The sequence below is a fragment of the Erwinia sp. Leaf53 genome (genome assembly GCF_001422605.1).
In the GTDB taxonomy this organism is placed as follows: Bacteria; Pseudomonadota; Gammaproteobacteria; order Enterobacterales; family Enterobacteriaceae; genus Erwinia.
The window spans coordinates 19,731-31,757 of sequence record NZ_LMLK01000021.1; the positions used below are offsets into that span (position 1 = coordinate 19,731).

10 protein-coding genes are annotated in these 12,027 nt (G+C 58.6%); all 10 read right to left on the reverse strand.

Annotated elements, in window-relative coordinates; all coding sequences use genetic code 11:
• Positions 1-858 carry a MurR/RpiR family transcriptional regulator gene (locus ASF13_RS11760; RefSeq protein ID WP_056236451.1) on the reverse strand — a complete coding sequence of 286 codons (858 nt, stop codon included), beginning with the start codon at positions 856-858 and terminating at the stop codon, positions 1-3.
• Positions 858-1,829 (reverse strand): ABC transporter permease, encoded by a 972-nt coding sequence (locus ASF13_RS11765; protein ID WP_056236453.1) that lies wholly within the window; start codon positions 1,827-1,829, stop codon positions 858-860. Before ASF13_RS11765 ends, ASF13_RS11760 begins: the two co-directional genes overlap by 1 nt.
• 24 nt (positions 1,830-1,853) lie before the next feature.
• Positions 1,854-3,347 carry a sugar ABC transporter ATP-binding protein gene (locus ASF13_RS11770; RefSeq protein ID WP_056236455.1) on the reverse strand — a complete coding sequence of 498 codons (1,494 nt, stop codon included), beginning with the start codon at positions 3,345-3,347 and terminating at the stop codon, positions 1,854-1,856.
• A 20-nt stretch (positions 3,348-3,367) separates the two neighbouring features.
• Positions 3,368-4,411, reverse strand: coding sequence for a substrate-binding domain-containing protein (locus tag ASF13_RS11775; RefSeq protein ID WP_056236457.1), 1,044 nt, complete (start codon positions 4,409-4,411; stop codon positions 3,368-3,370).
• Between the two features lie 44 nt (positions 4,412-4,455).
• Complete coding sequence (locus tag ASF13_RS11780; protein WP_056236459.1) at positions 4,456-5,436, reverse strand: TIM barrel protein; 981 nt, start codon at positions 5,434-5,436, stop codon at positions 4,456-4,458.
• 471 nt (positions 5,437-5,907) lie between these two features.
• Positions 5,908-6,750, reverse strand: a complete 843-nt coding sequence (licT, locus tag ASF13_RS11785; protein WP_056237152.1) for a BglG family transcription antiterminator LicT — start codon at positions 6,748-6,750, stop codon at positions 5,908-5,910.
• A 43-nt stretch (positions 6,751-6,793) separates the two neighbouring features.
• A complete protein-coding gene (locus ASF13_RS11790) occupies positions 6,794-8,206 on the reverse strand; it encodes a glycoside hydrolase family 1 protein (RefSeq protein WP_056236460.1) in 1,413 nt (470 codons plus the stop codon).
• Positions 8,203-10,311, reverse strand: coding sequence for a glucose PTS transporter subunit IIA (locus ASF13_RS24055; protein ID WP_056236462.1), 2,109 nt, complete (start codon positions 10,309-10,311; stop codon positions 8,203-8,205). Before ASF13_RS24055 ends, ASF13_RS11790 begins: the two co-directional genes overlap by 4 nt.
• Before the next feature lie 211 nt (positions 10,312-10,522).
• Positions 10,523-10,942, reverse strand: coding sequence for a hypothetical protein (locus tag ASF13_RS24325; protein ID WP_146005470.1), 420 nt, complete (start codon positions 10,940-10,942; stop codon positions 10,523-10,525).
• 240 nt (positions 10,943-11,182) lie between these two features.
• A complete protein-coding gene (locus tag ASF13_RS11800) occupies positions 11,183-12,025 on the reverse strand; it encodes an ABC transporter substrate-binding protein (protein WP_056236464.1) in 843 nt (280 codons plus the stop codon).
• Between the last annotated feature and the right edge of the window lie 2 nt (positions 12,026-12,027).

A 12,027-nucleotide genomic window follows, 5' to 3' on the forward strand; every position in this document is an offset into this window, starting at 1 on the left:
CTAATATTCTCTGAGGTCCTGGACCGCCTGCTGGGTCTTCATCAGGTTTTTCTCCGCCGTTTTCAGATCCTTCTGCGCTATCGCCACAAACAGGGCATCCAGAATATTCAGCTGGGCGATGCGTGACGCGGCGTTTTCCCCGAGCAGGTGCGATCCCTGAGAGGTTGAAGTGAGCACCACCTGCGCATTACGCGCAATCGGCGACTCGGCGTAGTTGGTAATTGCAATCACTTTGGCCCCGTTACGCGCTGCCAGCTTAATCGGGTCGTTCACCGCACGGGTGGCACCGGAATGGCTGATGGCGATCACCGCATCATCATCCGCTAATACCGCCGCCGACATCAGCATAATATGCGCATCGTCATAGACGGTGGTTTTGATACCGATCTTAAGCAGCTTGTGGCTTAAATCCCGCGCAACGGTGGCTGACCCCCCCACCGCGTAGAGATCGATATGCCGCGCCTTAAATAAGATCTCTGCCGCCCGGTTGAACTCAGAAATATCCAGAATCGACATGGTCTCTTCCATGGCCTGTATCGAGGTTCTGAATACTTTTGCCAGTAATTGCTCCGACGAGTCATCCGCTTCAATTTCCGCATGCAGCCCGGCCACTTCTGAATAGTTGTAGAACAGCAGGCTGCTCCTGAACTCACGAAAACCGGAGAAATTCAATTTCTTGGCAATTTTCACCACCATCGCCTCGGAAACATTATTGGCCTGCGCGATCTCTTTAATTGAGGTCTGCTCGGTTAAATCTGTTTTCGAGGTGATTGAATCCACCACTTTTCTTTCCAGCGGGGTCAGGCCGGGTAATCTCATGCGTATTTGAGCGCCAATGGCTCGCGGATCCTGCTTCATTACTTGCCTCGTGTCGCTCTGTCTATCAACATCGCTATGATAATTATAAGGCCGGTGGCAAGCAATTGATAAAACGCCTGAATATTTAGCAGCGTCAGACCGTTACGCAGCGAACCGAGGATCACCGCGCCGATCAGCGTACCGACAATGCTGCCCTTGCCGCCCATCAGCGACGCGCCGCCGATCGCCGCGGCGGCAATCGCATCCAGCTCCCACAGGTTGCCGAGCGTGGGCTCTGCCGCGCCAAGGCGACCGATCAGGATCAGCGAGGCCAGCGAGGCCAGCAGCCCGGAGATCACATAGACCGTAACCTTGGTGCGTTTCACCGGCACCCCGGCCACCCGCGCCGCCTCTTCGTTGCCACCCACCGCCAGAATATACTCGCCCAGCGGGGTCTTATTCATCACCACCCACAGCAGCAGCGCAATCGCCACTACGATCAGAATCGGCGCTGGCACGCCAAACGGCGCGCTGTTAATCAGGTTACGAAACTCCATCGGAATACCAAAAATCGGGTTACCGTTGGTGAAAATCAGCGACAGCGCGCGGAACAGCGACAGGCCGCCGAGGGTAACGATAAACGGCTGCAGCCCGGCATAAGCGATCAGCGTGCCGCTGAACACCCCGCACAGCGCGCCGACGCCCAGCGTGGCCATCACCGCCAGCGGCACCGGCACGCCGGCGACCATCAGCGTGGCTCCCAGCACCGCAGACAGCGCTGCGGTCGGCCCCACCGACAGGTCAATACCGCCGGAGATAATCACCAGCGTCATTCCCAGCGCAATAATCGCGTTAATGGATGACTGCTGCAAAATATTCAGCAGGTTAGGCAGAGTCCAGAACACCGGTGACAGCAGCGAGAACGTCACGACAATGATTATCAGGCCAATCAGCGTACCGGCATCGCGCAGATTAAATTTAAACAGCGCGGCGGTGGGCAGCCCAGGTTGAGTCTTATCTTGCGTCATCATGTTATTACCTTAGAAAGTTAATGCTTAAGCCAGTTCGTTAATCGCATAACGGGCGATATTCTCTTCGGTGATTGCATCACCCTGCAGTTCACGGGTTATTTTTCCTTCCCGCATCACCAGTACCCGGTCTGAAATACGCATTATTTCCGGCATCTCGGAGGAGACCACCACAATGGCTTTCCCCTGGCGGGCCAGCTTTTCAATTAAATTATAGATTTCCGCTTTGGCACCAATATCAATACCGCGCGTCGGTTCATCAAACAGGAAGACTTTATTATCCGCCGCCACCCAGCGGCCGATAATCACCTTCTGCTGATTGCCGCCGCTTAAGGTACCAATCGGTTTTTCAATATTTAACGGTCGCAGATTCAGATCGGTCATCACCTGCAGCGCCAGCGCGTCCAGCTTACGCTGCCGCAGCAGCCCCTGACGGGTGAACTGCGCCATCGAGGGCAGCGCCATATTCATCTTTACCGCCCGCTGTTTGATAATGCCCTCTTTTTTACGGTCCTCCGGCACCAGCCCGATACCGGCTTTAATCGCCCGGCTGACGTTGAGATTTTTCACCGCCACGCCGTCGACCCAGACCTCGCCGCAGCTCTTCTTATCGATGCCGGCGATCAGCTTAAGCAACTCGGTGCGCCCGGCACCGACCAGCCCGGCAATCCCCAGCACTTCGCCGGCGCGCACGCTGAAGCTGGCGGGCAGCACCGCCGTGCCGCGCCCGACGCCCTCCAGCCGCAGCACCTCACGGTCGGTGATATACGACTGATGCTGGACCTTGTCGATCTTACGGCCGACCATTTTGGTGACGATGCTCTCTTCGGTTTCGTCACAGATGTTAACCACCCCCACCTGCCTGCCGTCACGCAGGATGGTGGCGCGATCGCAGACTTTGAAGATCTCATTCATCTTGTGCGACACGTAAATCAGCGCCACGTTCATCGCCTTAAGATCGCCGATCAGCTCGGCCAGGCGGTCGAATTCGCGCGGCGTCAGGCTTGAGGTCGGCTCATCCATGGCGATGATTTTTGCTTCATCGAGCAGCGCACGGGCGATCTCGACAATCTGCTGCTGCGAAACCTTGAGATTTTTGATCGGCTCGTCCGGGTCGATGCTCGGATCCAGGCGGCGCAGAATGCTTTTAGCTCTGGCATACTGCGCCTTACGGTCAACGAAAAAACCCGCCCCGCGCGTCAGCGGCCGGCCAAGAAACATGTTCTGCGCGACGGAGAGTTCAGGAACGTGCTGTAACTCCTGGTGGATCATGGCGATACCGGCCTGACGGGCAGACAGCGGGTTTTTCATCTGGATGGTGACGCCGTCAACGCAGATCTCACCGCCGTCCGCCAGCCGCACTCCGGAGAGAATATTCAGCAGCGTGGATTTCCCCGCGCCGTTCTCGCCGATCAGTGCATGAACTTCGCCGGGACGCACCGAAAAATCAACGCCCTGTAACGCGGCCGCGCTGCCGTAGCTTTTACTGATAGCGCGCATGGTTAAACTGAACTGTTCCATTATCCCCTCCGTCACCCGCATTACTGCTGCTGTGCCAGCAGCTGACGCAGCTTCGCGTTGTCTTTGGTCGAGAAAGCCTCAGCGTTGTCTTTGGTGATCAGCGCCTGCGGGGTGGAGACCACGCGGGAGATTTTCTGGCCGTTAATCAGACGCAGCATCACTTCCATCGCCACCTCGCCGGTCAGCACCGGGAAACTGTCCACGGTACCGGTCAGCTCACCGCGCCTGATGGAAGCATAGGCGTCGGAGATGCCGTCGGTGCCAAATACGGCGGTCTGCTTGCTTTTATTCTGCGCCCGCACCGCTTCCACCACGCCCAGCGCCATGCCGTCGTTGTTGGCATAGAAGCCGATCAGATCCGGGTGCTGCTGCAGGATGGTGGAGGCGGCGTTATAGGCATTCTCACGGCTCCAGTTGGCCGGCACGCTGGCCACCACGGTGAACTTGCCGTTTTTGCTGATGGTTTCGCGGAAGCCTTTGGTGCGCTGCCCGGCGGCATAGACGCCCGGCTGCCCCTCAACGATCGCCACCTTGCCGCCCTGCGGATAGTGCTGGATAAACCACTGCGCCACGCGCACGCCGTTATCCTTCTGCACGTTGCCGACGTAGTGTGACGCGTTCGGCATCACCGCATCGTTAACGTTAACCACCGGGATGCCTTTGCTTTTGGCCACCTCATAGGCCGGCTGCAGGTTGGCGTCGGTCTGCGGTGACACCAGCAGGCCGTTAAAGCCCTGCGAGATCAGCGTTTCCGCAATCGACAGCTGGCCCAGCTGATCGTCTTCATTCGCCGCCGCCTGGTACTCAACGGTGAAACCATATTTCGCGCCGCTGGCCTTGTAGCCATCGCCCAGCGATCGCCAGTATTCGTTGGTCAGGGTTTTTGATACGCCACCAATTTTCAGCGTTTTCGCCGGAGCCGGTAACGGGCCATATTTTTCCGTCAGCTGCGTCCAGTCGGTACGATCCGCTTCGGTGTCAGACTGCAACGGTGGCAGATCGGCGGCATACGCGGTGGTGCTCAGCAGGGTAACGGCGAGTACAGAGAGTAAGGTTCTTTTCATGATCGATCCTGATATTGTTGTTAGATGGATTGTCCAGAGAAAAACTATCGTGCCAGCATGATGTCGTTAATAATCTGCTGGGAGGTCACCGCGTCCTGACGGCTGATTGCATCATGCAATTCGGTATTATTATCCAGCCGATCGCACAGTTTCAGTAAACGGGTCACCGTGGCGATGTTGGTTTCGGCTTCGCGCACCGGGTCGAGGCCGCTGGCGTCCGGGAAGGTATCGAAGTAGTAGGCGCCCTTGTAGCCGTCACGCTTCATCTGCCAGAGGAATTCCAGCGTGGCGCGCGGGTTAACGGCACCGACCATCAGGCCGTCGTCACGTTTTCCCCAGCCGTCATTCAGATCCAGCCCGAGCAGGCGCGAACGGCGTGCCACCATCGCCGCCGCAAAGGCCGGCACCTCATTGGCAAACAGCACGTGGGCAAAATCGAGGGTTACACCGAGGTTCGGGCAACCGGCTTCTTCCACCGCCAGCAGGCAGGTGGTGACGTTGGGGAAGATGGCAAAAGCACGCGGCTCGTTGGGCTTGTACTCGATGCTGACGTCCATATCGCCGGCATATTCCGCCACTTCACGCACGGCGCTGACCGCGTCTTCCCAGATCTTCTTGTAATCCGCCTGGAAGCAGTAGTCGAAACCATCCTGCCCCATCCACAGGGTCATAATGCTGGCACCGAACTCGCGACCGGCGTCGATGCCGCGCTTGGTCAGCTCGATCGCCTGGCGGCGCACTTTCGGGTCCGGGTTGGTGTAGGCACCGATTTTAAATTCTGGCGCATCCCAGCGCATCTGCATGCCGTTTACTGCCAGCCCGACGTCCGCGATCTTCTGCCGCATGGTGTTGATATCGTCAGTGATGTGCTGCGGATAGTTTAAATCGAGGTGGGTCAGCCCCTTCGCGGTGGCCGCACGCTCAATCATCTGCAGCACGGTAGGTTTGCCCTTCAGCTCCGGCCAGTAGCGCCAGGCCCCGGAGGCAAAGGAGTTAAGGCGGGTGGCAAATTTCAGTTCCGACATGGCATGTCCTTGATCAGGTTGTTTGTGAATTACTTTACAACTTCACGATTATTTGTGAACAAGTGCATTAATATCACTGTGCTTCTGCGACGGCAAGCCCGGCTGAGGGATTAATCACCGATTTGAGACGCGATTCACGAATTTTTAACGTGGAGGAACGCGGGGTTATCTCGGCCCGCAAAGTGCGCAGGGTGCGCAGGGTGCGCCTGCAGGCTTTATGGCAGGTGGCAGGTGGCAGGTGGCAGGTGGCAGGTGGCAGATGGCAGATGGCAGATGACAGATGGAGAGTGTTACAGGACAAAGGGAACGGACAAATGTACGATGCCAGATGCCAGACAGTTGCTTTCAGCCTTGGATCGTTAGCAAAGACAGCCGGGAAGTACACAACCTGACTCAGTGCAGGAAAGGATGGCGCGAGTTAAAGCAAAGGCGGCAAGTGTGACAGGCGCGCTTCGCCTGCCCCTCCTCCGCCTACGGTTCATCCGGGCTGGCGATACGCACCAGGTGTATCATCAGATAGAGTAATTCGTCGCTGGTCAGCGTTACCTGGAGCAGGTTATGAACATATTCGGCGATCAGCTGGCTGGCGCGGTAGTGGCGCGGATACTCGCGGCTGACCTGGGCGAAGATAAAGTCCTCTCTGGCGACGATCTGCCGCCCCTCGATCATCCGCTGAATAAAGAACTGCAGGTGGGTGAGGAAACGCTGGTAGTTAAGTGAATCCTCATCCAGCGTCACGTTAAAGTGATACTTAACGATATTGAAAATATCCTTCAGCATCTTCACCGACAGCAGGGTCGATTCCATATTCTGCACGTCGGTCTGGCCATTGACCAGGTGAAAGGCGATATTGCCCGCCTCCTCGTCCGGCAGCCGGATATTCAGCTGCTGGTTGAGGCCGGCGACCGCCTGCTGCGCCACGCTGAACTCACGCGGGTAGAAACGTTTCACCTCGGCCAGCAGACGGTTCTGGATCACCATGCCCTTCTGGAAACGCTCGATGGCAAAACAGATATGGTCCACCAGGGTAAAGAACAGCTGCTCGCTGAAGCGGGCGTTGAGCCGCGTGCTGGCATCGTCGATCAGCGCCTGCACCAGTGGCAGCAGGTATTCCGGCGAGTTGGCGATCACCCGCAGGTAGTCCCGCGAGGTCTGGCTGCCCTGCACCACGAAGATCTTCTCGATTTTCTCCGGGTCCAGGGTATCGCCGACGTTGCTGTTAAAGCCGATGCCTTTACCCATCACAATAACTTCGTCATGGCCGGGCGTGCTGGATAACACCAGACTGTTATTCAGCACTTTGGCTACCGTCATTTTTTCCATTTCACCACCCGGCCATTATCTGTCTGGCTCTGTTTTACAAGGTCTGACCGTTGCTGGCAATCACCCGCTGATACCAGCCGAAACTCTGCTTACGGATGCGCCGCAGATCCTTCAGGTCATGCTCGCCGCGGTTAACGTAAATAAAGCCGTAGCGCTTACCGTACCCCTGATGGGTGCTGACCACATCGATCGCTGACCACGGGCAGTAGCCCATCACCGGCACGCCGTCCGCCAGCGCCAGCTGCACCTGCTGAATATGCTGGCGCAGAAAGTCGATGCGGTAATCATCGGCGATGGTTCCGTCAGCCTGCAGTTCATCCGGCGCACCGATGCCGTTTTCCGTGATCAGGATCGGCAGATGATAACGCTCGTACGTCTTGCGCAGCGTCAGGCGCAGCCCGACCGGGTCAACCACCCAGCCGTAACGGGTTTTGCCGACGAACGGATTCTCCGCCGCGCGGTACACCCCCGGCTCCCCCAGCATGATCTGCTGATCCCCGGCGCGTGCGCTGACGTCTGACGCATCGCCGCGGCTGGCGGCAATGGTCGCCGTCGAGTAGTAGTTGATGGCGACATAGTCCGGCTTGCCCTGCAGCAGGATCGCCGCATCCCCCTCGGCCATGTCCGGGGCAAGGCCGCGATCGGTAAGGTAGCGCCAGTGCAGCATGTTATAACGCCCGTGCACCGCCAGGTCGAGGAAGCTCCAGCCGCGCAACGTTTCCCAGTTATGCGCGGCGATGGCATCTTCCGGCTTACAGTGCTCCGGGTACATTGAGGTGGTATTGATCGCCGGGCCGATCTTCGCCGCCGGCAGCATCCGGTGGCACAGTGCCATTACCTGCGCCTGCGCCAGCATCATATGGTGGTTCTGCTGCCACAGCGATTTCGCCGTCGGTGGCACCCCGCCCGGCGGCAGGGCGACGGCGCCGGGGTGCAGGATCAGCGTATTCTGCTCGTTGATGGTCAGCCAGTGGCGTACGCTGTCGCCAAACAGGCTGAACAGCGTGCGCGCATAGCCGACAAAAGCGTCGATGGTTGCCCGGTTCTCCCAGCCGCCCTGCTGCTGCAGGCACCAGGGCAGATCAAAGTGATACAGCGTGGCGATCGGCTCGATGCCGTGGCGGTTTAGTTCGTCGACCAGACGCCGGTAAAACGCCACTCCGGCCGGGTTCACCTCGCCGGTGCCGCCGGGAATGATCCGCGTCCAGGCGATGGAGAAGCGGTAGGCTTTCAGTCCGAGTTCGGCAAACAGCCGTACATCCTCAATGCAGCGGTGGTAGTGGTCGCTGGCGACGGTAAAGTCTGCGGTGTCGGCTGAATGCTGGTACATGTCAATCACCGACGGGCTTTTGCCGTCTTCATTCCACGCCCCCTCCACCTGATACGCTGAAGTGGAGGCGCCCCATAAAAAGCCTGCCGGAAACGGCGACGGTTGTTGATAGATCATGCTGTTTTCTCCCCTGACCGGGCGCTCAGCGCCAGCAGCGCTGCACCGGTCTCCACCTGACCGCTGGCGGTGACGGCAGTGACGGCAGTGACGGACTGATAATCTTCACTGTTAACCACCAGCACCGGCGTTATCAGCGGATAGCCAGCCGCCGCGATCGCCGCGATATCGAAGGTGACCAGCACCTCACCGACGCTGACCCGATCGCCCACCTGCAGTGACGAGGTAAAGTGTTCACCGTTAAGATTAACGGTATCGATGCCGATATGGATCAGCACTTCCGCCCCGCCGTCGGATTTGATGCCCACCGCGTGTTTTGACGGCAGGAAGGTCATCACCTCACCCGCCACCGGCGAGACCAGCACGCCGCGATCCGGTTCGATCGCCACGCCCTGGCCGAGCAGACCAAGGGAGAACACGTCATCCGGCACCGCCGACAGCGGCAGCACCCGTCCGCTGAGCGGGCTGAGCAGGGTTTCGCTGCGCAGGGCATTGGCCTGCGGTGTCTGAACCGCACTACTACAGGACGCAGTTGCTAACGTGGCGACCTCACCGCTGTCCGGCAACGACTGCACTGAAGCACAAGTTGCCCGGGCCTGAACAGTGCCCATCACGCTGGCATTCACGGGTTGGCTGGCTAAGCCATTAACGCCCGCGGCCTGAGCAGCGGTCACGCCAGCAGCCTGCGCTGCGCGGGTAGCTTCGCCCTGACGCGCAGTCTCTGCGGCATCCTGTTGTGGTGCATCCGCAACCGGCTGCGGATCGTCAAAACCGAGCACCCAGGTCAGCGCAAATGTGACCACGATGGCAATCAGACAGGTGATCAGCGCGTGGACGATGTTCATCGGATTTTCCCCGATAAAGGCCGGCAGCGCCGCCAGCCCCGGTGAGACAAAGGCGTAACGCACTACGCCGCTCAGTCCGGCGTAAATCCCGGCGCAGCCGCCGCCGATCATCGCGGCAATCAGCGGGCGTTTCAGCTTCAGCGTCACCCCGTACAGCGAAGGCTCGGTGATCCCCAGCAGCGCGGTGAAACCGGCGGACGACGCCAGCTGCTTCAGATCTTTATTTTTGGTTTTCAGCGCCACGCACAGGGTAGCGGCACCCTGAGCAATGTTTGACGCCAGCATCCCCGGACCGTTGATGGTTTCAAAACCCTGACGGCTCAGCTGCATGGTAGCAATCGGCGTCATCGCCCACGCCGTGCCGGTGATCACCAGGAACGGCTGCAGCCCGCCCATCAGCATCGGGATCAGCCAGCTGGCACGGCCATCGATCGCCGCTGCGCCGGTGGCCACCAGGTCGTTGAGCAGAATGCCAAACGGCCCTATCGCTACCAGCGCCAGCGGTGCGGTAACCAGCAGCACGATCATCGGTTTGGTAAAGAAGGTGATCATCGACGGCGACACCCGCTCGGCGAACCGTTCCACCCACGACATAATCCACACGGTGAAGATGATCGGCAGTACCGAACCGGCATAATCCGCCAGCCGCACGTCGATACCAATAAAGGTAATCTCACCGCCCTTCGCCAGCATCTGTGCCAGGTTGGGATGCAGCAGCGCCCCGGCAATGGTCATCGCCAGGATCGGGTTGCAGGAAAATTTGATCGCCGCGCCGTAAGCCAGCAGTACCGGCAGGAAGAAAAACGCGGCATCGGCAATGGTATCCAGCAGCTGATAGGTGGTACTGGCGGCGGTAATCAGACCGCTCAGTTTCAGAATCGCCAGCAGCGCTTTGATCATCCCGGCACCGGTAATTGCCGGGATCACCGGGGTAAAGGTGGTGGAGATCACGCTGATAATCTGGCTGAACACCCCGCCTTTGCTGGCGCTGGCCACCGGCTTCGCGCCGGCTGTGCCGCTGCCGGCATCAAGCATGGTGCGGTAGGTTTGCTGTACCTGGTTGCCGATCACAATCTGAAACTGGCCGCCGCTCTCCACCACCCCGATCACCCCAGGCAGCTGCTCTATCGCTTTGTCCTGTACCTGACTGCGGTCGCTGAATTCAAGACGCAGGCGCGTGGCGCAGTGCGTTAACCTGATAATATTCGCCTTACCGCCGCACAGTGCGATAATGTCGTGGCCGAGCTGTTTATAATTCATACTTCACCCCTGAAAAAAACCAAAAAAAAAGACCAAAATAGAAATGCCCCCCAAAAAATAAGGGTGAGCATTTTTATTTTGGTCTTGCCTGCATTACCAGTGACATGCCGTAATAAAAACGGGCGGCAACCTGTACTGCCGTTGCGCCGCGATTATCGTCAGCGTTAACACGGCCTGGCAAGTCTGGAGAGATCAGAATGGGATCTGGTTCTCATCTTTTCTTAGGGATGACGGTATCCGTGCCTTCTGCCACCCTCCTTGCTTCCAGCAGATCGCTCTTTCTGCCATGAGGCAGGCTTCCTTCAAAAGAGCGATTCCACGGCCACTCTGAACCATAAATGCTCTCAAGTGCATCTGAAACCGCATTACGAATCACCACTTCACATACCTGTAAAGGTGCCAGTAGCGCGCCCGAAATGACCGCGTTCCAGGTATATAAGCCCAGCGGGGCGGGGTCATCCACACTTTTCGTCACCACTGCACGTTCAAAAGTTGACAGCCTGGCATCAGATAATGCCCGCCGAACGGCCCGGATAACGGAGGTTACTCCTTTCCTGACCGAATCTACACCTGCTTTCCGCGTGTGAAAATCCTCATTCCAGGCCTGTAGCGCACCTTTGCGAGCCCCCACGCAACGCTTCTGCACGGGCTGCAAACCGGCCATTTGGCCTGTGAAGAACGTTTCATCTCTATCCGGCGAAAGTCAGTCGTAAGGGATGCGAGACACATTCGGCAAACGTTGAAATAAGGGATGCGGGGCCTGTTCGGTTAAAGCTGAAGTATGGATGCCGGGAGGCCTGCTGATTACGGGGGGAGCTGGCGTGCGGTAAGGACGTGTGGGATCCCCCCACACGCCCGGCGATCGGCGGTATTATTCCAGCGCTTCAAACTTCAGCCCGCTGAGCGGCTGCACCTTCTCTTCGCGCACCATTTTGTATTCGGTTTGCGGCCCCAGCCAGCGCTGCCAGATGGCGTCGATCTCACCGTCCTTCTCCATCGTCGCCAGACTTTCGTTGACCTTTTTCAGCAGCGCGTCGTCATCCTTTTTCATCCCCACCGCCACCGGCTCCAGCGCCATCGGCTCTTTGATAATCGCCAGCTTCACGCCGTCGGCACCGGCGCGGTTAACCATCTGCAGCGCGGTCATCCCGTTGGTGACAAAGCCCAGCGACTTATTCTGCTGCAGCGCCAGGTAGGCGGAGGCGGTGTCCTGGAAGGTCACCGGGCGGGCACCGGCCAGGCGGATTGCCTGCTCTGAGGTGGAGCCTTTCGTCGAGCTAAGGCGTTTGTCTTTGAAATCTGCCGGGGTTTTCGCCGCGTTGGCCTCCTTAACGACCAGCACCTCTTTGGCGATATAGTACGGGTCGCTGTAGGCGATCTGCCGCGCGCGGCTTTTGGTGTAAGCGAGGTTGGCGATCAGTACGTCAGCACGTCCGGTGGTCAGAATGGCGATGCGCGCCTCAACCGACACCGGCATCAGGTTAGCTTTTACGCCCAGCTGCTTTGCCAGCGCGTGGCAGAGGTCAACATCCATGCCCGCCAGTTCGCGGGTTTTCGGATCCGGTGAGGAGAACGGCGGCGTGTCGCTGTAAACGCCACAGTTCAGCGATCCACGGCTGGTGATGTCGCTTAAGGTGTCCGCACGGGCGGAGAGACTGGTGCTCAGCAGTAATGGCAAACAGAGTGCCAGTGACAGCGGAAAAGGTTTTCTCATCG